General features: G+C 68.7%; 22 protein-coding genes. 9 read left to right on the forward strand and 13 right to left on the reverse strand.

What is annotated here, in order from left to right; genetic code table 11:
* Positions 1 to 1,086 carry a WD40/YVTN/BNR-like repeat-containing protein gene (locus JJB11_RS10585; RefSeq protein ID WP_201170144.1) on the forward strand — a complete coding sequence of 362 codons (1,086 nt, stop codon included), beginning with the start codon at positions 1 to 3 and terminating at the stop codon, positions 1,084 to 1,086.
* Positions 1,087 to 1,108: 22 nt separating this feature from the next.
* Here JJB11_RS10585 and moeA read toward each other — a convergent pair whose 3' ends face one another.
* The 4 genes from moeA to JJB11_RS10605 all read right to left on the reverse strand — a co-directional run bounded on the left by moeA (position 1,109) and on the right by JJB11_RS10605 (position 5,150).
* The gene (gene moeA, locus JJB11_RS10590) at positions 1,109 to 2,374 is read right to left on the reverse strand and encodes a molybdopterin molybdotransferase MoeA (RefSeq protein ID WP_201170147.1); all 1,266 of its coding nucleotides are present in this window, start codon (positions 2,372 to 2,374) and stop codon (positions 1,109 to 1,111) included.
* A complete protein-coding gene (gene mobA / locus JJB11_RS10595) occupies positions 2,371 to 2,982 on the reverse strand; it encodes a molybdenum cofactor guanylyltransferase MobA (protein ID WP_201170150.1) in 612 nt (203 codons plus the stop codon). Before mobA ends, moeA begins: the two co-directional genes overlap by 4 nt.
* Before the next feature lie 94 nt (positions 2,983 to 3,076).
* On the reverse strand, positions 3,077 to 4,192 hold the full coding sequence (gene moaA, locus JJB11_RS10600) for a GTP 3',8-cyclase MoaA (protein WP_201170153.1): 1,116 nt from the start codon (positions 4,190 to 4,192) through the stop codon (positions 3,077 to 3,079).
* A 196-nt stretch (positions 4,193 to 4,388) separates the two neighbouring features.
* The gene (locus JJB11_RS10605) at positions 4,389 to 5,150 is read right to left on the reverse strand and encodes an SDR family oxidoreductase (protein ID WP_201170156.1); all 762 of its coding nucleotides are present in this window, start codon (positions 5,148 to 5,150) and stop codon (positions 4,389 to 4,391) included.
* 182 nt (positions 5,151 to 5,332) lie between these two features.
* Here JJB11_RS10605 and JJB11_RS10610 point away from each other — a divergent pair, with 182 nt between their 5' ends.
* From JJB11_RS10610 to JJB11_RS10620, 3 genes are read left to right on the forward strand one after another with little or no spacing between them, the layout of a single operon-like run.
* On the forward strand, positions 5,333 to 6,064 hold the full coding sequence (locus JJB11_RS10610) for a hypothetical protein (RefSeq protein WP_201170159.1): 732 nt from the start codon (positions 5,333 to 5,335) through the stop codon (positions 6,062 to 6,064).
* Positions 6,061 to 7,248, forward strand: a complete 1,188-nt coding sequence (locus JJB11_RS10615) for a M48 family metalloprotease (RefSeq protein WP_201170173.1) — start codon at positions 6,061 to 6,063, stop codon at positions 7,246 to 7,248. The genes JJB11_RS10610 and JJB11_RS10615 overlap by 4 nt, the downstream gene beginning before the upstream one ends.
* Positions 7,245 to 7,865, forward strand: a complete 621-nt coding sequence (locus JJB11_RS10620; RefSeq protein WP_201170176.1) for a hypothetical protein — start codon at positions 7,245 to 7,247, stop codon at positions 7,863 to 7,865. The genes JJB11_RS10615 and JJB11_RS10620 overlap by 4 nt, the downstream gene beginning before the upstream one ends.
* A 62-nt stretch (positions 7,866 to 7,927) precedes the next feature.
* Here JJB11_RS10620 and JJB11_RS10625 read toward each other — a convergent pair whose 3' ends face one another.
* Both JJB11_RS10625 and JJB11_RS10630 read right to left on the reverse strand, forming a co-directional pair.
* Positions 7,928 to 9,361 carry an aldehyde dehydrogenase family protein gene (locus tag JJB11_RS10625; protein ID WP_201170179.1) on the reverse strand — a complete coding sequence of 478 codons (1,434 nt, stop codon included), beginning with the start codon at positions 9,359 to 9,361 and terminating at the stop codon, positions 7,928 to 7,930.
* A gap of 44 nt (positions 9,362 to 9,405) precedes the next feature.
* The gene (locus tag JJB11_RS10630) at positions 9,406 to 10,236 is read right to left on the reverse strand and encodes a metal-dependent hydrolase (RefSeq protein WP_201170182.1); all 831 of its coding nucleotides are present in this window, start codon (positions 10,234 to 10,236) and stop codon (positions 9,406 to 9,408) included.
* Positions 10,237 to 10,320: 84 nt separating this feature from the next.
* Here JJB11_RS10630 and JJB11_RS10635 point away from each other — a divergent pair, with 84 nt between their 5' ends.
* Positions 10,321 to 10,905, forward strand: a complete 585-nt coding sequence (locus JJB11_RS10635; protein ID WP_201964754.1) for a TetR/AcrR family transcriptional regulator — start codon at positions 10,321 to 10,323, stop codon at positions 10,903 to 10,905.
* A 117-nt stretch (positions 10,906 to 11,022) separates the two neighbouring features.
* Here JJB11_RS10635 and JJB11_RS10640 read toward each other — a convergent pair whose 3' ends face one another.
* The gene (locus JJB11_RS10640) at positions 11,023 to 13,089 is read right to left on the reverse strand and encodes a sodium-translocating pyrophosphatase (RefSeq protein WP_201170187.1); all 2,067 of its coding nucleotides are present in this window, start codon (positions 13,087 to 13,089) and stop codon (positions 11,023 to 11,025) included.
* Positions 13,090 to 13,314: 225 nt separating this feature from the next.
* On the opposite strand from JJB11_RS10640, the gene ppa reads away from it, so the two are divergent.
* Positions 13,315 to 13,857: an inorganic diphosphatase gene (gene ppa, locus JJB11_RS10645; RefSeq protein ID WP_201170188.1), complete on the forward strand. Its 543-nt coding sequence runs from the start codon at positions 13,315 to 13,317 to the stop codon at positions 13,855 to 13,857.
* 165 nt (positions 13,858 to 14,022) lie between these two features.
* On the opposite strand, the gene JJB11_RS10650 is transcribed toward ppa, so the two are convergent.
* Positions 14,023 to 15,264, reverse strand: coding sequence for a GNAT family N-acetyltransferase (locus JJB11_RS10650; RefSeq protein ID WP_201170553.1), 1,242 nt, complete (start codon positions 15,262 to 15,264; stop codon positions 14,023 to 14,025).
* Between JJB11_RS10650 and JJB11_RS10655 the strand changes: the two genes are divergently transcribed.
* Together JJB11_RS10655 and JJB11_RS10660 are read left to right on the forward strand one after the other, a co-directional pair.
* Positions 15,227 to 16,891: an NAD+ synthase gene (locus JJB11_RS10655; RefSeq protein ID WP_201170190.1), complete on the forward strand. Its 1,665-nt coding sequence runs from the start codon at positions 15,227 to 15,229 to the stop codon at positions 16,889 to 16,891. The genes JJB11_RS10650 and JJB11_RS10655 overlap by 38 nt on opposite strands.
* A 34-nt stretch (positions 16,892 to 16,925) precedes the next feature.
* Positions 16,926 to 17,264 (forward strand): P-II family nitrogen regulator, encoded by a 339-nt coding sequence (locus JJB11_RS10660; protein ID WP_201170192.1) that lies wholly within the window; start codon positions 16,926 to 16,928, stop codon positions 17,262 to 17,264.
* A 97-nt stretch (positions 17,265 to 17,361) separates the two neighbouring features.
* On the opposite strand, the gene JJB11_RS10665 is transcribed toward JJB11_RS10660, so the two are convergent.
* The 5 genes from JJB11_RS10665 to JJB11_RS10685 form a co-directional block, all read right to left on the reverse strand.
* Positions 17,362 to 17,949, reverse strand: a complete 588-nt coding sequence (locus JJB11_RS10665; protein WP_201170194.1) for an LOG family protein — start codon at positions 17,947 to 17,949, stop codon at positions 17,362 to 17,364.
* 106 nt (positions 17,950 to 18,055) lie between these two features.
* Entirely contained in the window at positions 18,056 to 18,565 is a 510-nt protein-coding gene (locus JJB11_RS10670) for an RDD family protein (protein WP_201964756.1), read from the reverse strand.
* Entirely contained in the window at positions 18,562 to 19,272 is a 711-nt protein-coding gene (locus JJB11_RS10675) for a DUF3106 domain-containing protein (protein ID WP_201964757.1), read from the reverse strand. The genes JJB11_RS10670 and JJB11_RS10675 overlap by 4 nt, the downstream gene beginning before the upstream one ends.
* 15 nt (positions 19,273 to 19,287) lie before the next feature.
* On the reverse strand, positions 19,288 to 19,707 hold the full coding sequence (locus JJB11_RS10680; RefSeq protein WP_201170196.1) for a DUF3619 family protein: 420 nt from the start codon (positions 19,705 to 19,707) through the stop codon (positions 19,288 to 19,290).
* On the reverse strand, positions 19,704 to 20,270 hold the full coding sequence (locus tag JJB11_RS10685; protein ID WP_201170198.1) for an RNA polymerase sigma factor: 567 nt from the start codon (positions 20,268 to 20,270) through the stop codon (positions 19,704 to 19,706). The genes JJB11_RS10680 and JJB11_RS10685 overlap by 4 nt, the downstream gene beginning before the upstream one ends.
* 264 nt (positions 20,271 to 20,534) lie before the next feature.
* On the opposite strand from JJB11_RS10685, the gene JJB11_RS10690 reads away from it, so the two are divergent.
* Positions 20,535 to 22,310, forward strand: a complete 1,776-nt coding sequence (locus JJB11_RS10690; protein WP_201170201.1) for an acetolactate synthase 3 catalytic subunit — start codon at positions 20,535 to 20,537, stop codon at positions 22,308 to 22,310.
* Positions 22,311 to 22,435 lie beyond the last annotated feature (125 nt).

Here is a 22,435-nt window from a genome sequence, read left to right on the forward strand (position 1 = left end):
ATGCAGGACCTGCTCGTCGCCACCCGCAAGGGCTTGTTCATCCTGCCGCCGGCGCGGCACGGCTGGCAGCTGCTGCGGCCGCACTTCCCGGGCGAGCCCGTCACGCAGGTGTTGCGCGATGCGGCCGACGGGACGCTCTATGCCGCGCTGCGCCTCGGCCACTTCGGCGTGAAGCTCAAGCGCAGCACCGACGGCGGCGCGAGCTGGCAGGAGGTCGCGAGTCCCGCCTTTCCGCCCAAGCCCACCGAGGGCCCGTGGAAGGACGATCCCACGCCCTGGACCGTGGACATGGTGTGGAGCCTCGAAGCGGGCGGTGGCCGGCTGTGGGCGGGCGCGCTGCCGGCCGGCCTGTTCGTGTCCACCGACCGTGGCGAAAGCTGGCAGCTGGTCGAGAGCCTGTGGAACCGGCCCGAGCGCAAGGAGTGGTTCGGCGGCGGCTACGATCTCGCGGGCATTCATTCCATCCTGGTGGATCCGCGCGATCCCGACCACGTGACGATCGCGATCTCCTGTGCCGGGGTCTGGCAGACGCGCGACGCCGGCCGCAGCTGGCGCAACACCTCCGAAGGCTTCGACGCCGGGGCGTACATGCCGCCGGAGCGCCGCTTCGACGGCAACATCCAGGACGTGCACCGGCTCGCGGCCTGCGCGGCGCAGCCCGACACCATCTGGGCGCAGCATCATTGCGGGCTCTACCGCAGCCTCGATGGCGGCGAGCACTGGCAGGCGATCGCGGCACCGGCGCCGAGCGGTTTCGGCTTCGCCGTCGCGGCGCATCCGGCCGATCCGGAGCGCGCCTGGTTCGTGCCGGCGCACTCGGATGCGCAGCGCGTGCCCGTGGACGGCCAGATGGTGGTCACCGAGACGCGCGATGGCGGCCGCACGTTCGCGAGCCTGGCCTATGGCCTGCCGCCGCGCGATGCCTACCACCTCGTGTACCGGCATGGGCTCGCCTGCAGCGCGGACGGGCGCATGCTGGCGATGGGCTCGACCACCGGCGGGCTCTGGTTCAGCGAGGACGAGGGAGGCTTGTGGCACTGCCTCTCGCGCGACCTGCCGCCGATCGCTCAGGTGCGAATCGCGTGACGCGCACGCCCACGGGCCGCGCTTAAAGAGCGCCCTCGAACATCAGCACGTCGACTTCGTCGCCGGGCGCCACGCTACCTTGCGCGTGGTGCAGCACGATGAGGCCGTTGGCCTGCACCATGGAGCTGAGCACGCCGGAGCCCTGGTTGCCGGTGGTGCGGACCTCGAGCGATCCGTCGGGCCGTCGCGTGACGGTGCCGCGCTGGTATTCGGTGCGACCCGGTTTCTTGCGCATCGCCTCGCTGCTGCGCGCCTTCAGGTACAGCGGCGGCTCGACCCGCGCGCCCATCATGCGCAGCAGGGCAGGGCGCACGAAGGCGAGGAAGGTCACCATCACCGCCACCGGGTTGCCGGGCAGTCCGAACAGCACGGCGTTGCCGATGCGGCCCACCGCCATGGGCCGGCCGGGACGCATCGCGATCTTCCAGAACGCCACGTCGCCCAGCTGCTTCATCATGGCCTTGGTGAAGTCCGCCTCGCCCACGCTGACGCCGCCGCTCGTGATGATCGCGTCGGCGCGCGCGGCCGCATGGCGGAAGGCCTCTTCCAGCAGCGCGGGCTCGTCGCGCACCACGCCGAGGTCGATGACCTCGCAGCCGAGCCGCGCGAGCAGCCCGTGCACCGTGTAGCGGTTGCTGTCGAACACGGCCCCTTCGCGCGGCGGCTCGCCCAGGCTCAGGATCTCGTCGCCGGTGGAGAAGTACGCGACCTTCAGGCGCCGGAACACCTCGATGCGCGGGATGCCGAGGCTCGCGACCAGGCCGCTCGCTGCCGGGGCTATGCGCTCGCCCGCGAGCAGCGCCGGGCGGCCTTCCATCAGGTCTTCGCCCTTGCAGCGGCGGTTGTCCCCGGGCTGCAGCAAGCCGGCCGGGATCTCGATGCGGCCGTCCGCGCCGGTCTTCGTGAACTCCTGCGGCACGACGGTGTCCAGCCCCGCGGGCAGGATCGCGCCGGTCATGATCTTCAGGCACTCCCCGCTGCGCACCTCTCCTTGCCAGGCCTTACCCGCCAGCGCCGTGCCGACAACCTGCAGCCGCAGCGGCGCGGCACCGAGCTGCGCGCCGGCGAAGGCGTAGCCATCCATCGCGGAGTTGTCGTGCGGCGGCACGCTGATGGGCGAGACCAGATCGCGCGCCAGCACGCGGCCCAGTGCGTCCAGCACGCCGACCGTTTCCGTCTCGCGCACCGGCGCGACGAGCTGCGCCAGGAATTCGCCGACGGCGTCGGCACTGAGCGCCTGCGGGTCATAGCCTTGCAGGCGCGCGGCGATCTCGGCGACGGTGCTCACGATTGCTCCAGCCGGTGCAGCTCGGCGAGCGTGTTCGCGTTGGCAAAGGCCGCCGGGTCATCGCCTGCGCGGTCGAAGGGCACCAGCACCGTGCGGTGCTGCGCCGTCCACGCGTCGATCTTGCGGCCGCCGCCCTGCGTGAAGCGCACCAGGCTGTCCATCAGGTTGCGGCCCATCAGCGAGAACACGGGCTGCGCGCGCAGCTGGCCGTCTTCTTCGCGCGCCTGCGCCATGGCAATCTCGGCGCCGTCGCGCTCGAGCGCCTCCGCCAGCCGGGCGACCAGGTCCTGCGGGAACAGCGGCGTGTCGCACGGCACGGTCACCATGTAGTCGGTCTCGCAGTGTTCCAGCCCCGTGAGGAAGCCGGCGAGCGGACCCGCATAGTCGGCCAGTCCGTCCGGCCAGACCGGCACGCCGAAGGACTCGTAGGCCGCAAGATTGCGGTTGGCGTTGATCAGCAGCGGCGAGACCTGCGGCGCCAGCCGCAGCAGCGTGAACATCGCCATCGGCATGCCCCGGAAGTTCTGCAAGCCCTTGTCGGCCCCGCCCATGCGCGAGCCGCGGCCGCCGGCGAGGATCACGCCGGTGACGTCGTCCTTGGAAATCATCCCGGAACTGTAAACGCTCCGGCCCGAGACGCGGTGCTGGACACGGTATTCCCGCAGGGGCACGTAGCCCGCGCGGAACCGCATGCAGCGCGTTTTACCCGCCGATGTAGCTCATCTCGACGCGGCGGCCGCGCGTGCCGGTGTCGGCGGCGAGCGTGCCGCGCAGCTCCGAGTAGCGGTCGGCCCGGCCCTGCCAGATGTGGCCGATCGCCGAGGCGAGCTCGGCGTCGCTGGCGCCGTCGCGCAGTAGCGCCCGCAGGTCGTAGCCGTTGGCCGCGAACAGGCACAGGTACAGCTTGCCTTCGGTGGAGAGGCGGGCGCGGTTGCAGTCGCCGCAGAAGGCGTGCGTCACGCTGCTGATGAAGCCCACCTCGCCGGCGCCGTCGGCGTAGCCCCAGCGCTGCGCGGTCTCGCCTGCCACGGTCGCTTCGAGGGGAACGAGCGGGAATTCGGCCGCGATGCGGGCGCGGACCTCGTCCGAGGACAGCACTTCGTCCATGCGCCAGCCGTTGGTGGCGCCGACGTCCATGTACTCGATGAAGCGCAGCACGGTGCCCGTGCCGCGGAAGTGGCGCGCCATCGGCAGGATCTCGTGCTCGTTGGTGCCGCGCTTGACGACCATGTTGACCTTGATGGGGCCGAGGCCGGCCTCGCGCGCGGCGGCGATGCCTTCGAGCACTTCGGCGACCGGGAAGTCCACGTCGTTCATGCTGCGGAACACCGCATCGTCGAGGCCGTCCAGGCTCACGGTGACGCGCTGCAGCCCGGCTTCCCTGAGCACGCGGGCCTTGCGCGCGAGCAGCGAGCCGTTGGTGGTCAGCGTGAGTTCGGGCGGGGTGCCGTCGACGGTGCGCAGCTGCGCGAGCTGCTCCACCAGGATCTCGAGGTTCTTGCGCAGCAGCGGCTCGCCGCCGGTGAGGCGGATCTTGCGCACGCCATGCGCGAGGAACTGGCGCGCGAGACGCGTGATCTCCTCGAAGCTCAGCAGCGACGCATGCGGCAGGTACTGGTAGTCCTTGTCGAACACTTCCTTGGGCATGCAGTAGCTGCAGCGGAAGTTGCAGCGATCCGTCACGCTGATGCGCAGGTCGCGCAGCGGCCGCCCCAGGCGATCGACCACCCGCCCGCTCGCCGCAACGGGGTCGGCGGGCAGGTCCGCCTGCAGCGCCACCAGGCGCTGGTCCACGAGCGGAATCACGCGTTCGGCCATGGGGGGATTGTGGGGCTGGTGGCTATTCCTGCAAAGCCGGTGGGTTCAAGGGCAGCCGAAAAGCCAACAACCGGACGCAGAGGTCGCAAAGGTACCGCAAAGAACGCAAAAAATACCTTTTAGGGGGTTTCCGGTCCCTTTTGCGTCTTCTGCGAAACTTCTGCGCCCTCTGCGTCCGGATGTTGGGTGTCTGACTTCAAGCGCAACGAGCGCCGTCGACCTCAATGCACACGCCCGAGATGAAGGAAGCCTCGTCGCTCGCCAGGTAGAGCGCGGCGTTGGCGACGTCCAGGGCGGTGGAGAAGCGGCCCAGCGGGATCGTGGCCAGGAACTTGGCGCGGCGGGCCTCGTCGACGGGGCCGCCCGCGAATTCGGCGGACAGGCCGGTGTCGGGGTTGAACACCGGGTTGATGCAATTCACCCGGATGTTGTCCGGCCCCAGCTCCGCGGCCAGCGACTTGCTCGTGATGATCACCGCACCCTTGGAGCCGTTGTACCAGGTCAGGCCCGGCCGGGGCCGTACGCCGGCGGTGGAGGCGATGTTGATGAACACGCCGCCCTTGTTGGCGCGGAAGGCCGGCACCGCATGGACGGTGGCGAGATAGATGCTCTTCACGTTGATCGCGTAGACGCGGTCGAACTCCTGCTCGCTCACCTCCAGCGCCGGCCGGTTGCGGTGCGTCCAGCCGGCGTTGTTCACCATGACGTCGAGCTTGCCGTGGCGCTGCACGGCGGCGTCGACCAGCGCCTTCATGTCGGCCGACTGCGTGACGTCGGCGCGGAAGAAGCTCGCCCGGCCGCCCTTGGCGCGGATGGCTGCCACCACGGCCTCGCCCTTGGCCGCATCGATGTCGTTCACCAGCACCTGCGCGCCTTCCTCGGCGAGCCGGTGGGCGATGCCCTCGCCGATGCCGCCGCCCGCGCCGGTGACGATGATGGATTTGTCCTGGACCCGCATGACTGCTCCTTCTGGTTCGCGCCGTGCGACCGCGTGAAAATTCTGCACGGCTGCAAAGATTTGAAAACGCTGCCCTCGACCCTATGGACCGCGGCTTGCCTCTGCATGAGAGTTCGATTGTTGCTGATTTTGCGCCGCGGGCTGACCCGGGCTCCCGCGCATTCCTGGAGAGGCAGTCCATCATGTCCCGGTTCCCCGTCTTGCAGGCCAGCCGCATCGCGCTGGCCGCACTCCTGCTGGCGACGGCGTCCGCGCATGCCGCCGACGACGCCGTCAAGCACCTCGCGCCCGGCTTCACCGCCCGCCCCGCCAACTCCCGCCTGCTGGTGCTGCCGGCCGACATGGAGCTGTACTCGATGAGCGCCGGCGGCGTCAACGAGCCGCGCGAGGACTGGACGCGCGCGGCGGAGCGCAACTTCGTCGCGGCGCTGGCCGAGGAGCGCAAGCGCCTGGGCCCGCAGGTCACCGTGATGGACGCGGCGCAGGCCGACGACTTCGCCGACGTCATTACCCTGCACCGTGCGGTCGCCGACGCCATCGCGCTGCACCACAACGGCGGCCTGATGGAACTCGCCACCAAGGGCGACCGCCTGGAGTGGTCGCTCGGCGAAGCAGTGAAGCCGCTGCGCGAGCGCACCGGCGCGGACTATGCGCTCTTCACCTGGGTGCGCGACAGCTACGCGAGCAACGAACGCAAGGCGGCGATGGTGGCCCTGGCCCTGCTCGGCGCGATCAGCTTCGGCGGCGAGCAGCAAGGCTATGCCTCGCTCGTGGACTTGCGCACCGGGCAGGTGGTCTGGTTCAACCAGCTGGACCGCATGTGGGGCGACCTGCGCGAGCCGGCGCCCGCGGCGGAAACCTTGCAGGCGCTGCTCAAGGACTTCCCCGGCTTGCAGCAAGGAGGAACGCCATGAACACGGAACACGGGAGCGCGCGGCGCGCCTTCCTGCGCTCGGCCTGCCGGCACTGCCTGGGCATGGGCGCCCTGGCGGGCCTGCCCGCCATCGCCCAGGACCTGTCCTCCATCAAGGTGCCGCCGCGGTTCACCCGGCCGGCGGCCGACACCGACGAAGGCGGCCTCTGGGGCATCATGGACCGCGAGGAGTCCAGGCTCAAGCGCAGCCCGCTGACCATCCACGACAAGAAGCTGGAGGCCTATCTCACCGGCCTGGTCTGCCGGCTCGGCGAGGACCACTGCCCGGACATCCGCGTGCATCCGGTGCGCACGCCGCACTTCAACGCCATGATGGCGCCCAACGGCATGATGGTCGTGTGGAGCGGGTTGCTGCTGCGCGTGGAGAACGAGGCGCAGCTCGCGGCCATCCTGGGCCACGAGATGGGCCACTACCTGGAGCGCCACACGGTGGAACAGATGCGCGCGCAGGAACAGACGGCCGTGCTCTCGACCATGGTGGGCATGGTTGGTGGCGTCGGTACCTTCCTCGGGCAGATCGGCCTGGCGGCGAACCTGTTCGCCTACTCTCGCGAACACGAGAGCCGCGCGGACCGCATGGGGATGCGCCTCATGCGCCTGGCCGGCTACGACGGCCGGCAGGCGGCGGTGGTCTGGGACAACCTGCTGGCCGAAATGAAGGTCACCGAAGGCAAGGACGCGGGCAAGACCGGGGACATCTTCGACACGCACCCGGTCACCGCCGGACGCCGGGACGCACTGAAGGCGCTGGCGGGCGACGCCGGCGGCTTCGTCGGGGAGCAGCGCTACCGCGATGCGATCGCGCCGCTGCGCTTCGGCTGGATCCTCGACGAAGTGAAGCGCGGCCAGTACGAGGAAAGCCTGGTGCTGTTCGACCGCATGTTGCGCAAGGACCCCGAGGACGCGCAGGTGCTGTTCGCGCGCGGCGAGGTCTACCGCCTGCGCGGCGAAGGCGCCGACGGTGACAAGGCACTGGTGGACCTGGACGACGCGAGCCGGATGGCCCAGGCGCCGGCCGAGACCTTCCGTTCGCTCGGCATGCTGCAGCGCCAGCGCGGGAACGCCCCGGCCGCCGCGCAGGCCTTCCAGACGTATCTGGCTCAGGCTCCGCAGGCGCCGGATGCCGCGCTGGTGCGCAGCTACCTCGCGGATCTCCAGCCATGAAGCGCTTCTTCGCCGTGGCGCTCGTCCTGCTGCTCGCGGCGTGCGCCAACGTGCAGCGCATGCACGGCGAGCAGGTCATCAATGACCGCCTGGTGGTGCAGGTCGGCGACGCCTGGAACAAGGTGAGCGATCCGTGGGATGCCGACCCGTACGACACCTGGACCCAGGAGGGCGTGCCGCTGGACCACCTGCGCTTCTGGGGCGGCGTCCGTCCGGGCCAGCCGCTCATGACCAAGGTCGCCCTGTTCTCCCGCGCGCCTGACGCGAAGGACCCGCGCGTACCGACTTTCCGCCCCGGCCTGGGGCCCGAGCGGCTGGTGAGCCTGTTCGAGGAGCTCTATGCGACCGCGGGCACCGTCGCCATCACGCGCATCGAGCCGACGGTCTTCGCCGGCCAGAAGGGCGTGCGCTTCGAGTTCACGCTGGAGCGGCGGCGCGACGATCTCAGCATGCGCGGGGTCGGCTGGGTCGCGGTGCGCACGGACCCGACCTGGGGCGAGGAGCTCTACGCGGCGACCTTCGTGGCGCCCAGGCTGGCCTTCTACGACCGCCTGCTGCCGGTGGCGGAAGCGGTGGTGAAGACGGCACGCGTGCGCGCCGGCGTGCGGCCGTCCTGAGCCGGACCTGCCGCAACGCAAAGGGGCGCCGTGGCGCCCCTTCTTCGTCACGGCGCGTGCGTTCAGCCGTGCTTGATCGCCACCGTCTTCAGCGTGGTGAATCCGTACAGCGCCTCGAAGCCCTTTTCACGACCGTAGCCTGAGGACTTGACGCCGCCGAAGGGCAACTCCACGCCGCCGCCGGCGCCGTAGTTGTTGACGAACACCTGCCCGCTGCGCACGCGCTTGGCCATGCGCAGCATGCGGCTGCCGTCGCGCGTCCAGATCCCGGCGACCAGGCCGAAATGCGTGCCGTTGGCCAGCTCCACCGCATGGTCCTCGTCACGGAAGCTCATGGCCGCCAGCACCGGGCCGAACACTTCCTCCTGCGCGAGCCGGTGCGACAGCGGGACGTCCCGCAACAGCGTCGGCGCCTGGTAGTAGCCGGACTCGGGCGCTTCGTCGACGACGCTGCCCTGGGCCACCACCGGGATGCCCGCATGCTGCGCATCGGAGAGGAAGTCCCACACGCGCTGCTGCTGCGTCTGGCGGATCAGCGGGCCCACGTCGAGGTCCATGGCGGCGGGGCCGACCCGCAGCTTCGTGAAGGCTTCGCCCAGTCGCTCCAGCAGCGGTTCGTACAGGCTTTGCTCCACCAGCAGGCGCGAGCCGGCCGAACAGGTCTGGCCGGCGTTCTGCACGATGGCGTTGATCACGACCGGGATCACCTGCTCGAGGTCCGCGTCCGCGAACACGATCTGCGGGCTCTTGCCCCCGAGCTCCAGGGTCACGGGACAGTGGCGCTCCGCCGCGACCTGCTGGATCAGCGTGCCCACGCGCGGGCTGCCGGTGAAGCTGATGTGGTCGATGCCGGGATGGCGCGCGAGCGCGTCGCCGACTTCATGCCCCAGGCCGGTGACGATGTTGATCGCACCGGCCGGGAAGCCCACTTCCGCCGCGAGCTGCGCCACGCGGATCAGGGACAGGCAGGCGTCCTCGGACGGCTTCACCACGCAGCAGTTGCCGGCGGCCAGTGCGCCCCCGACGCTGCGGCCGAAGATCTGCATCGGGTAGTTCCACGGGATCACGTGGCCGGTCACGCCGTGCGGCTCGCGCCAGGTGAGCACCGTGTAGCCTTCCTGGTAGGGCAGGGTCTCGCCGTGCAGCTTGTCGCAGGCCCCGGCGTAGAACTCGAGGTAGCGCGCGAGTGCCAGCGCATCGGCACGCGCCTGCTTGGTCGGCTTGCCGCAGTCGCGCTGCTCGATCGCGGCGAGTTCGTCGACCCGCTCGGAAACCTTGAGCGACAGGCGCATCAGCAGGCGTCCGCGTTCGGCCGCGCTCAGGCGGCTCCAGGGACCTTCGAAGCACTGGCGCGCGGCCTGCACGGCGAGAGCTATGTCTTCCGGCGTTCCGCGCTGGATCGTGTCGTAGGGCTGGCCGTCCGACGGGTCGATGACGGGCAGGGTGCGCTCGGACGACGAGCGCACGGAGGCATTGCCGATGTAATGGAGCTGCATGCCGCCATTGTGCCGAACGGCGGCGGCGGCGCCAGCGTGGGGTCTCAGGCGGCGACGGCCTGGCCCACCGGCACGAACTGGTCGCCGTGCTCGCGCAGCCAGCGCACGGACGCGCTCGCGTCCTGCTGGCTCGGATGGAAGTCGCGGCGGAAGTACTCGCGCCACGGGCCATAGGTCAGCCGCACGAGGCCGCGCTGGCCGAACAGGTAGCTGAAGCCGCTCTTCCACGTGCTCCACCGCCACAGCGTGCCGTCGCGTCGCAGGTTGTTGAAGGTCTGGCGCAAGGCGTCGGTGAGGAAGAAGAACGTGACGCGGCGCATCCACTTGAGCCGCCATTCATGGCTGCCGCCCAGGGCCTGGTACAGGTCGAACGCCGTGCACTTGTGCTCCGACTCCTCCGAGGCGTGCCAGAGCCACAACGTGGCCAGGCGCTCGTCCTTGTCGCCCAGCAGGTCGGGGTGGTGCAGCAGGAAGTCGGCGAGGATGGCCGTGAAGTGTTCGTACGCAGCGGTGATGGCCAGCCAGTGCCGCACGTGCTGACCCTCCAGGAGCTTCATGCGCTCGAGCGCACGCGGCCCCCAGGCGTTCACGTAGCCCAGCTTGTCCAGGTGCTCGTTGTACAGGCCATGCAGCCGGCGGTGCGTCGCTTCCTGCCCCACGAAGCCCTGCACCTCGGGCCGGAACTTCTCCTGCAGGTCGGCGGGGAGTTCCTTGAAGCCATTGCGCACGGAGTCGATGAAGAACTGCTCGCCCACGGGAAAGCTCATGGAGAGCGCATCGAACAAGGCCGTGCGGAAAGCATCGCCCGCGCACCAATGGCGGGGCATGGGAGCCTGCATGTCGACGAGCAGGCGACGGACGACGAGATCGGTCATGATGGTCAGGGCTGCACTGGAGTGGTACGCGTTGGTACCATGGTGTCAGCCCCCTCGGGTACTGTCAAGTACCATACCTCTGGCATGCCCACCGACAGCGTCACCCTCGAGTCCGAACCCGGCGTCCACGAACACCGCGGCCGCCTGCTGGAGGGCATGGCGATCGCCGTCGCGCAGAAGGGCTATGCGGACACGACCATCGCCGACATCGTGCGCGAGGCCAGCGTGTCGCGCCGCACCTTCTACGAGTACTTCGCCACCAAGGCCGACTGCCTGGTCGCGTTGTACGAGGCGGCGAGCCACAACGCGCTGAAGGTGCTGCGCGCCGCAATCGCCCAGCCGCACGCGTGGGAGCAGCGGGTCGAAGACGCCCTGCGCGCCTACCTCGAATGCATGGCGAGTAATCCGGTGCTGATGCGCACGCTCTTCGTCGAGATCCTCCACCTGGGCGCCGAAGGCCTGGCCGCGCGCCGGCGCGTGAACCAGGAGATCGCCGAGTACATGCTGGAGGTGGTGGGGCGGGACAAGGTGACGCCGCAGTTGGCGATGGCGGTCGTGGGTGGGATCCACGAACTCGTGCTGCAGGCGATCGAGGAGGGCCGGGTCGAGCGGCTGGCGGAGCTCACGCCGACGGCAGCTGCGCTCGTGAAGGCCGTGGTGCATCGCTGAAGGAAGCGAGGCGCGCTGGTGCCGACCAGTGTGTCCTGTCCCCGACACCGCACCAACGAAAAAGCGGCCCGCGGGCCGCTTCGTTGAACCGGTCCCCCGCTCGCCGGGGACCGCCGATCACGAGTGGAACTTCACCACCAGCGGCACGATCAGCAGCGCCACGATGTTGATGATCTTGATCAGCGGGTTGACCGCGGGGCCGGCCGTGTCCTTGTAGGGGTCGCCCACGGTGTCACCGGTGACCGCCGCCTTGTGCGCCTCGGAGCCCTTGCCGCCGTGGTGGCCGTCTTCGATGTACTTCTTGGCGTTGTCCCAGGCGCCGCCGCCCGTGCACATGGAGATCGCGACGAACAGGCCCGTGACGATGGTGCCCATCAGCAGGCCGCCGAGCGCCTTGGGGCCGAGCACGAGACCGACGACGATGGGCACGACCACCGGCAGCAGCGACGGAATGACCATTTCCTTGATCGCCGCGGCGGTCAGCATGTCGACGGCCTTGCCGTACTCGGGCTTGGCCGTGCCTTCCATGATCCCGCGGATCTCGCGGAACTGCCGGCGCACTTCCACCACCACCGCGCCGGCCGCGCGGCCCACCGCTTCCATGGCCATGGCGCCGAACAGGTAGGGAATCATGCCGCCGATGAACAGGCCGATGATCACCATCGGGTCGGACAGGTCGAAGCTGATCGTGCGGCCGAAGCCTTCGAGCTTGTGCGTGTAGTCGGCGAACAGCACCAGGGACGCGAGGCCGGCGGAGCCGATCGCATAGCCCTTGGTCACGGCCTTGGTGGTGTTGCCCACGGCGTCGAGCGGGTCGGTGATGTCGCGCACGGACGCGGGCATCTCCGCCATCTCGGCGATGCCGCCGGCGTTGTCCGTGATCGGACCATAGGCGTCGAGCGCCACGACGATGCCGGCCATGGACAGCATCGAGGTCGCGGCGATGGCCACGCCGTAGAGGCCGGCGAGGCGGTAGGCGACGAAGATCGCGACGCAGACGAACAGCACCGGCCAGGCGGTGGAGCGCATGGAGACGCCCAGGCCCGCGATGATGTTGGTGCCGTGGCCCGTGGTCGATGCCTGGGCGATGTGCTTCACCGGCGGGTACTGCGTGCCGGTGTAGTACTCGGTGATCCACACCAGTGCGCCGGTGAGGGCCAGGCCGACGATGCAGGCGCCGAACAGCTTCATCTGGCTGCCGGACTCGGTGATCGCGTTGTCGGGGATCAGCCACCTCGTCACGAAGAAGAAGGCGATCAGCGACAGCACGCCGGCGACGATCAGGCCCTTGTACAGCGCGGGCATGACGTTCTTCATGCCGGGCGAGGCCTTCACGAAGAAGCAGCCGACGATGGAGGCGATGATCGACACGGCGCCCAGCGCCAGCGGGTACAGCACCGCGTTCACCGGCGCCGCGGCGACCAGCAGCGAACCGAGCACCATGGTCGCGATCAGCGTCACGGCATAGGTCTCGAACAGGTCCGCGGCCATGCCGGCGCAGTCACCGACGTTGTCGCCCACGTTGTCGGCGATCACGGCGGGGTTGCGCGGATCGTCCTCGGGGATGCCCGCTTCCACCTTGCCCACCAGGTCCGCACCGACGTCGGCGCCCTTGGTGAAGATGCCGCCGCCCAGGCGCGCGAAGATGGAGATCAGCGACGCGCCGAAGGCCAGCCCGATCAGCGGCGTGAGCAGCTCACCGAGCTTGACGTCGGGCGTCAGCTGGCCGTTGCCCATGAGGAACCAGGTGAAGCCGGTGACACCGAGCAGGCCCAGGCCCACGACCAGCATGCCGGTGATGGCGCCGCCGCGGAACGCGACGTCGAGCGCGGGGCCGATGCCGCGCGTGGCGGCTTGCGCGGTCCGCACGTTGGCACGCACCGATACGTTCATGCCGATGAAGCCGCACGCGCCCGAGAGCACGGCGCCGACGATGAAGCCGACGGCGGTGGTGACGCTGAGGAACACACCGATCAGGATCGCGAGGACCACGCCCACGATCGCGATGGTGCGGTATTGCCGCGCGAGGTAGGCCGCGGCGCCCGCCTGGACGGCGGCTGCGATCTCCTGCATTCGGGCGTTGCCCGCGTCGTTGCTGAGGATCCAGCTGCGGGCCCAGAAACCATAGACCACGGCCGCGAGGCCGCAGACGAGCGCCAGGATCAGCGCCGAGTTGCCAGTCATCGAAGTTTCTCCAGTCGTTGCTTGAAGTCTTTGCGGGGCGCAACGCAGGCGGCGCCACCGCTGCGTTGCTTCCTCGTGACTCCCGCGAGTGGAGACCGATTGGCCAACGGGGGCACTCTAGCAGCAAGCCGTTTACAAACATATGACCGGCGCGGGAAAGCAGGGCCCGACCCACTAAAATCAGGGTTTCTCCCGATCGTTCCATTCCTACCCGTACAACGAAACATGTCCCTGGATCTCGTCACCCCCGGCAAGAACGTTCCCGATGCCTTCAACGTGATCATCGAGATCCCGATGAACGCGGACCCCGTGAAGTACGAGGTGGACAAGGAGACCGGTGCGATCTTCGTGGACCGCTTCATGAGCACGTCCATGCACTACCCGACGAACTACGGGTACGTGCCCCGGACCATCAGCGGCGACGGCGACCCGGTCGACGTGCTGGTGATCACGCCCGTTCCGCTGATTCCGGGCGTGGTGGTGCCGTGCCGGCCCATCGGCATCCTGAAGATGCAGGACGAGGCCGGCGACGACGCCAAGGTGCTCGCCGTGCCCACGGACAAGATCCTGGCCATCTACACGCAGTGGCAGAAGCCGGAAGACCTGAATCCGCTGCGCCTGAAGACCATCTCGCACTTCTTCGAGCACTACAAGGACCTGGAGCCCGGCAAGTGGGTGAAGGTGCTGGGCTGGGAAGGCCCCGAGTCCGCGAGGAAGGAAGTGCTGGACGGGATCGAGGCGTACAAGAAGGCGCATCCGGACAGGTGATGTTCCGTCGCCGGCGGACGGGGGACGGGGCCACCTGCGCTTGGCACGCGTCCCCGTAGGCTGGGGTGACGCAGGAACCCCAGCTCGCTGCGCTACGCTGGATCGCTGGGGTTCGCTGTCGCTCACCGCCAGCCTACAGGAGCCGCGTTCGCGGAAAGCTGCCGGTTACGAGGAACCGCCTCCGCCGCCGTCACCGTGCCGGAATGGCGAGCGCTCCTCGAGATGCTCCATGTAGTTCTCGATGCCGCGTCCTTCGCGCTGCAGGAACTTCTCGACCGCATCCGCGAACGCGGGATGGGCCAGCCAGTGCGCGCTGGTGGTCTTCACGGGCATGAGGGCGCGCGCCATCTTGTGCTCGCCCTGCGCGCCGCCTTCGAAGCGCTGGAAGCCGTGGTCTATGCACCACTGCAGCGGCTGGTAGTAGCAGGCCTCGAAGTGCAGGCAGTCCACGCGCTGCAGCGCACCCCAGTAGCGGCCATAGGCGACGCCGTCCTCGATGCCGATCAGGCTGCTCGCGATGGGTTGGCCGCCGCGCTCCGCGATGAACAGCAGCCAGTTCTCCGGCATGCTGGCCGCCATCCGGCGGAAGAAGTCGCGGGTGAGGTAGGGCGGATTGCCGTGCTCGAGGTAGGTGCGCTCGTAGCAGCGGTAGAAGAAGTCCCAGTCGCCGGGCGTGATCGCCGCGCCCCGGGCATGACGGAAGCGCACGCCGGCCTCGGCCACCTTGCGCCGCTCCTGCCGGATCTTCTTGCGCTTCTCCTGCGTGAGGCTCGCCAGGAAGGCATCGAAGTCGGCGTAGCGTGCGTCCGCCCCGCCGCCGGGGCCCTCGTTGATCCAGTGGAACTGCACCGTGTGGCGCAGCATCAGCCCGGCCTGCTCGCAGGCGGCGACGTCCTCGTCGTCCGCGAACAGCGCATGCCACGATGACACTTTTTTCTGCTTGCACCACGCGAGCACGGAACGCACCAGCGCCACGCGCGCCGCCGCATCGCGCGCGAGCAGGCGCGGCCCCGGCACCGGCGTGAACGGCACGGCCGTCAGCGCCTTGGGGTAATAGCGCAACCCGTGCTGCTCGTACGCGTTGGCCCAGGCCCAGTCGAACACGTACTCGCCGTAGGAGTGGCTCTTCAGGTAGAGCGGGCACGCCGCTTGCAATTCGCCATCGCGCCACAGCGTCAGGAACTGCGGCGACCAGCCCGTGTCGCGCACGGCGCTGCCGCTGTCGTGCAGGGCCGCGAGGTACTCCTGCCGCATGAAGGGCGAGCCGCCCGCCAGCGCCAGCAGCGCGTTCCATTGCGCTGCGTCGACGTCCGACGGCGTCGCGAGGACCCGGGTGACATAATCGTTCGAGAGGTCTGGCACGTCTGAAATGGCACTCACAATCTGTACCGCGCAGCTCAACGTCATCGTCGGCGACATGGGCGGCAATGCGCAAAAAATCATCGCCGCTTCGCGCAAGGCCTACGAGCAGGGCGCGCGCCTGGTCGTCACTCCGGAGCTGTCGATCTGCGGCTACCCGGCGGAGGACCTGCTGCTGCGTCCGGCCTTCATCGCTGCCTGCGATGATGCCGTGAAAACGGTGGCCCGCGAGCTCGCGGGGTTGAAGGGCCTGCACGTCGTGGTGGGCCATCCGCACGGCGGGGCGATCCGCGGCAAGTCGGTGCAGGTGCAGCAACGCTACAACGCCGCGAGCGTGCTGTGCGAGGGCAAGGTGCTGGAGACCTATGCCAAGCGCGAACTGCCGAACTACCAGGTGTTCGACGAGTACCGCTACTTCACGCGCGGGCAGGGTACCTGCGTGTTCCAGGTCGAAGGCATCAACGTCGGCCTGATGATCTGCGAGGACGCGTGGTTCGCCGAGCCGGCACAGCTCTCCCGGGACTCCGGCGCGCAGATGCTGGTCGTGCCCAATGCGTCGCCCTTCCACGCCGGCAAGAGCGGCGAGCGCGTCGCGCGCATGGTCGACCGCGCCCAGGACGTGGGGCTGCCCCTGGTGTATTCGCACCTGGTCGGCGGACAGGACGAAGTGATCTTCGACGGCGCGTCCTTCGCGGTGAACGCCGACGGACAGCTCGCCGCGATCGCCCCCGCCTTCTGCGAAGACCTGTTCTACGTGCGCGCGGAACTGGACGGGGAAGCGGTCACGCTCTCCGGCTCCCGGGCCGCGCAGCCTGACGGCGATGCGGAACTGTGGCACGCGCTCGTGCTGGGCGTGCGCGACTACATCGGCAAGAACGGTTTCCCCGGCGTGCTGCTGGGGCTGTCGGGCGGCATCGACTCCGCGCTGGTGCTGGCCATCGCCGTCGATGCGCTGGGCGCTGACAAGGTGCGCGCCGTGATGATGCCGTCGCCGTACACACAGGACATCTCCTGGATCGATGCGGCGGAGATGTCGAAGCGGCTCGGCGTGCGCTACGACGAGATCTCGATCAAGCCGATGTTCGAGTCGTTCAAGCAGGCGCTGGCCAAGGAATTCGCCGGGCTGCCTGAGGACACGACCGAGGAGAACATCCAGGCCCGCATCCGCGGCGTCCTGCTGATGGCGCTTTCCAACAAGTTCGGCAGCATCGTGCTCACCACGGGCAACAAGAGCGAGATGGCCACGGGCTACTGCACGCTGTACGGCGACATGGCGGGCGGCTTCGCGGTGATCAAGGACGTGCTCAAGACGGTGGTGTTCCGGCTGGCGCGGTGGCGCAACGCCAACGACCCGTTCGGCACCGGCGCCAACCCGATTCCCGAGCGCATCATCACCCGGCCGCCCAGCGCCGAACTGCGGCCTGACCAGGTCGACCAGGACAGCCTGCCGCCCTACGAGATCCTGGATGCCATCCTGGCGCGCTACATGGAGAACGACGAGGGCGTGGAGCAGGTCATCGCCGCGGGCTACGACCGGGCCACGGTGGAACGCGTGGCGAAGCTGGTGCGCGTCACCGAGTACAAGCGGCGGCAGGCGCCGATCGGGATCCGCGTGACGCACCGGGGCTTCGGCAAGGATTGGCGCTATCCTATTACCGACAAGTTCCGGGCGTAGACCCGATCCGACAACGACAATCCCTGGAGAACCCATGAAGCAGATCACCGCCATCGTCAAACCGTTCAAGCTGGAGGAGGTGCGCGAAGCGCTCGCGGAGTGCGGCGTCACGGGCCTGACGGTGACGGAGGTGAAGGGCTTCGGCCGCCAGAAGGGCCATACCGAGCTCTATCGCGGGGCGGAGTACGTGGTGGACTTCCTGCCCAAGGTGAAGGTGGAAGTGGTGGTCAAGGACGACGACGTGGACCGCTGCGTCGACGCGATCATCAAGGCGGCGCGCACGGGGAAGATCGGCGACGGCAAGATCTTCGTCACGACCGTCGAACGCGTCGTGCGCATCCGCACGGGCGAGATGGACGAATCGGCGGTCTGAGGAGATCCGCTGGGGTTCGCTGCGCTCACCACCAGCCTACGGAAGGCAGCGGAACGTGTAGGCTGGCGGTGAGCACAGCGAACCCCAGCCTGGAGCGCTAGATCTGCGACACGTCCACCGGTCGCGGGTCGACGCCGGAATCGCGCACCAGGCGCGCCAGCAGCCGTGCCGGCTCGCTGTCCACGGTCAGCAACTCCATCTGCCGCTCGTTCATGAAGCCGTGGCCCACGGACTCCTGCAGGAACTGGACCAGCCTGCCGTAGTAGCCGCCGCTATCCAGCAGGCCCACGGGCTTGCGGTGGAACTCCAGCATGCGCCAGCTCCACACTTCGAACAGTTCCTCGAACGTGCCGATGCCGCCCGGCAGCGCCAGGAACGCGTCGGCGCGCTCCGCCATCATCGACTTGCGCTGGTGCATGTTGTCGACCACGTGCAGCTCGGTGCAATCGCGCTTGGCCCACTCGCGCTCCACCATGGAGTGCGGGATCACGCCGACCACGCGCGCGCCGGCTTCGAGGGCGGCGGTGGCGAGCACGCCCATCAAGCCGTTGTTGCCGCCGCCGTAGACGAGCTGGCCGCCATGGGCGCCGATCCAGCGGCCGGTCTCGGCCGCCACTTCGGCGAAACGCGGGTCGGCTCCGGGACGCGAGCCGCAGTAGACGCAGAGGGAAAAACGAGGAGTCATCGGAAGAAGGAGAACCGGACGCACGACCGGCCGGGGCCGGTGCGGTGCTGCTGCGGAAAAACGCGGTCGGCGGGCGACCCGCGCGGGCTGGACATGCCCCGATTGTCTACGAGCTGCGCGGCTGCGCTTGCGCATCCACCAGCCGCGTGCCCGCCCAGATGTCGTGCCAGAACTGGCCCTGCGGCTGCAGCCGACTCAGCACGGCCCAGAACGCCACCCAGCCGAAGAAGATCGCACCGAGCTCCCACAGCGTGAAGCGCCGCGACGCGAGCGCAGCAAGCGGCGGCAGCACCCAGATGCTGCAGTAGACATACCGCAGCACGGCGCGGCCCTGCGTGAGCGGGCGGCCGTGGCGGTCGCGTACCGCGATGCGCCACGTCTTCATCGGCAGCGTCTGGCCGCGCGGCCAGAAGACCGCGAAGTAGATGCCGAAGACCACCGCGAGGAATGCCTGCAGGAGCCAGCGGCGCGGGTCGATGCCGCTGCGCATGTTCACCGCCACGGAAAACACCAGCGTGGCGAGCAGGCCGATGGCGAACAGGAGGAGTGCCTCGTACAGCCAGCAGGCCATGCGCCGCCGCAGGTTCGGCGCGACGAGGAGGGGACTCGCGCTCAAGGATGCAGCGGCGCCAGCGGCTGCGGCAGCAAGGTGTTGTTGTCCACCTGGCCGGGAATGACCGCGATCTTGGCGCCGCCCTCGGCCTTCTTCGATTTCGGCACCTTGGCCAGTTGTTGCTGCGGCACCGGTCGCACGGCGATGGCCGTGCTGGGCGGGGTGGGCTTCGCCGCGGCCGTACCCGCGAGGCGGCGCTTTTCTTCCGGCGGCAGCGCCTGGTAGGCCTCCCACTTCGCCCGCTTCTCGCTCGGCGCCACCTTGCGCGCCTCGGCGTAGTTCAGGCGGGCTGCGTTGCGTTGCTGCGGCGACAGCGCCGCCCACTCCGTCATGCGGCTATGCAGGCGGTCCTGCTCGGGCGGCGGCATCGTGCTGAAGTTTTCCGACAAGGCGAGCCACTTGCGCTTGTGCGCTTCGCCCAGCGTGCGCCAGGTGGCTGCGAGCGGCGCGAGCGCCTGTTGCTGCGGCGGCGTGAGTTCCACCCAGGTGGGCTTGGCCTCGGCGCGCGCCGGCGGGGCGGAGCGCACGGGTGCCGCATGGATGGGCGCCTTGGTGGAAACCGATGGCTTGGAGGACTGTGCCGGCTGCGGCGCGACCACTGGCGCACCTGCCGGCGCGCCGGCAGTCTGTGCCATGGCCCATGTGGCGCCCACTGCCAGCCCGAGAGCCAGCAGGCCCGGCTTCAGGAAGGCGAGGCGCATTGCGGTCATGGCCAGCGGCGACGCCTACTCGGCGCCGCCGGACTTCAGGAACTGGACGAAGCCGGGGTCGGCGTAGGCCGAGGGCGGCAGGTCGTCGGTCAGGAGCGCGGCGTCGACTTCGGCGAGCTCGCTGGCCCGCCTATCGGTCTGGGCGGAGTGGATCAGCACCAGGCCGGCGGCCAGCACGACGAGCGGCAGCACCGAGGCGATGCGGTTGAACCACGAGCGCTCGCCAAAGGCGAGCAGCGCGCTGCCGCCGCGCCCCACGACGACGGGGGCGTGCTCGGGGATCTTGCGCATGGTGACGGCGCGCACCCGCGCGGCACGCAGGCGCTCCGCCGCTTCGTAGGGCATCTCTTCGGTGCCGGCGGCCAGGCGCCGGGCGACCGCCCGGCCGAACTGGTCGGCCTGGGCCTGTGCACGCAGTGGGTCCGTAGAGGTCATAGTTGAATTCCTTTTGCCCTCAGCGCCTTGCTGAGGGCTGCCACCGCCCGGGAACAGTGGGTCTTGACACTGCCTTCCGAACAGCCCATGGCCGCTGCCGTCTCGGCAACGTCCATCTCCTCCCAGTAACGCATCAGAAACGCTTCGCGTTGACGAGCGGGCAGTTCCAGGATCTCCGCCTCGATCTCCCGCAGGATCTGCGCCCGTCGCGTGGAATCCTCCGCGCTTTCCACCTGCTGTGACTGATCCGACGAGGAATAAGTTTCCAGCAGGTCGAAATCGCCGTCGTCGGAGGCCGATTCAAAGTCGCTCAGGTTCGAAAAGAGGGCGTTGCGCGTCTTCTGGCGCCGGAACCAGTCCAGGGTGCAGTTGGACAGGATGCGCTGGAACAGCATCGGGAGCTCGCCGGGAGGCTTGTCGCCATAGTGCTCGGCGAGCTTCATCATGCTGTCCTGCACGATGTCGAGCGCAGCCTCCTGGTCGCGGACGTGGTAGACCGTGCGCTTGAAGGCGCGCTTCTCCACGCCTTGCAGGAAGTCAGAGAGTTCGCGGTCTGTGGCCAAGTGTCCGGGCGGCGGTGATACGGGTCGTTCGGGCGCAGTGCGCGCGGGCGCCTGGGCAGCCGGAAATTATGGCACCTGCGCGGCCGGGCTAGGCGAGGCCGTTGTGCAGTGCGATAATGCCGGCTGCAAGTCACAGGCAAACGAGTCCTGGTCCGGCGGTGCGAAGCGCCCGCCCATGGCCTGGTGCTCTAAGTCCCGACGCGGCCCCACAAGGGCTGGCAAGGGGCACCCCAAGGTTCGAAGTCGAAACCCGAAAGGTTCATCATGGAAATCTCCCGCACGGAGCTGAGCTCCGCTGCCGCAGCCGGCTCAGGCCAGGCGCAAGACCTCCGCGGCGCTGAAATCCTGGTCAAGGCCCTCCAGGCCGAAGGCGTGAAGTACGTCTGGGGCTACCCCGGCGGGGCGGTGCTCCACATCTACGACGCCTTCTACAAGCAGGACACCATCCAGCATGTGCTGGTGCGCCACGAGCAGGCCGCAGTGCACGCGGCGGACGGCTATGCCCGCGCGACGGGCGATGTGGGCGTGGCCCTGGTGACCTCCGGGCCCGGCGTGACGAATGCGGTGACCGGCATCGCCACGGCCTACATGGACTCGATCCCGATGGTGATCGTGACCGGGCAGGTGCCGACGGCCGCGATCGGCCTGGACGCCTTCCAGGAGTGCGACACCGTCGGCATCACGCGGCCCATCGTCAAGCACAACTTCCTGGTGAAGGACGTGCGCGACCTCGAGATGGTGATGAAGAAGGCCTTCCACATCGCCCGCAGCGGCCGTCCCGGCCCGGTGGTGGTGGACATCCCCAAGGATGTGTCCTTCAACAAGACCGCGTGGCAGGGCTATGCCGAGAAGCTGGAGATGCGCTCGTACAACCCGGTGCGCAAGGGCCACAGCGGCCAGATCCGCAAGGCGCTGCAGCTGCTGCTCACCGCCAAGCGTCCCTACATCTACTCCGGCGGCGGCGTGGTCCTGGGCAATGCCAGCGAGGAGCTGCGCACGCTGGCGAACATCCTCGGCGTTCCCTGCACGAACACGCTGATGGGGCTGGGCGCCATCTCCGGCACCGACCCGAAGTTCCTGGGCATGCTGGGCATGCACGGCACCATCGAGGCGAACAACGCGATGCAGAACTGCGACGTGCTGCTCGCCGTCGGCGCCCGCTTCGACGATCGCGTGATCGGCAACCCGAAGCACTTCGCCCAGAGCGAGCGCAAGATCATCCACATTGACGTGGACCCGTCCAGCATCTCCAAGCGCGTGAAGGTCGACATCCCGATCGTGGGCGACGTCAAGGAGGTGCTGGCGGAACTGATCGTGCAGCTGAAGGAATCGGGGCAGAAGCCCGATGCCTCCGCGCTCGCCGGCTGGTGGCAGGCGATCGAGGAATGGCGCGGCAAGGACTGCCTGCGCTACGACCGCAACAACCGCGACGTGATCAAGCCGCAGTTCGTGATCGACACGCTGTGGAACATGACGAAGGACGTCGAGACCTACATCACGTCCGACGTGGGCCAGCACCAGATGTGGGCCGCGCAGTTCTACAAGTTCCAGCAGCCGCGCCGCTGGATCAACTCGGGCGGCCTCGGCACGATGGGCGTGGGGATTCCCTACGCGATGGGCATCAAGCTGGCCAAGCCGGAGGCGGAGGTGTTCTGCATCACCGGCGAAGGCTCGGTGCAGATGTGCATCCAGGAGCTCTCGACCTGCCTGCAGTACAAGACGCCGATCAAGATCGTCTCGCTGAACAACCGCTACCTGGGCATGGTGCGCCAGTGGCAGCAGCTCGATTACGAGGGCCGCTACAGCCACAGCTACATGGACGCGCTGCCCGACTTCGTGAAGCTCGCCGAGGCCTACGGCCACGTCGGCATGCTGATCGAGCGCCCGGCGGACGTGGAACCCGCGCTGCGCGAGGCCCGCAAGCTGAAGGACCGCACGGTGTTCATGGACTTCCGCACCGACCCGACCGAAAACGTCTGGCCGATGGTGAAGGCCGGCCAGGGCATCACGCAGATGCTGCTGGGGTCCGAGGACCTCTGAACTTAGTGCGCGAACGAGCAGGTGAACGCAGAGTGCGCAGAGGTATCGCAGAGGACGCAGAGGAAAAACCATTTGAAGTTTGTCTTCTCTGCGTCCTCTGCGAAACCTTTGCGTCCTCTGCGTTC

It is taken from the genome of Ramlibacter ginsenosidimutans (genome assembly GCF_016654015.1).
Lineage (GTDB): Bacteria > Pseudomonadota > Gammaproteobacteria > Burkholderiales > Burkholderiaceae_C > Ramlibacter > Ramlibacter ginsenosidimutans.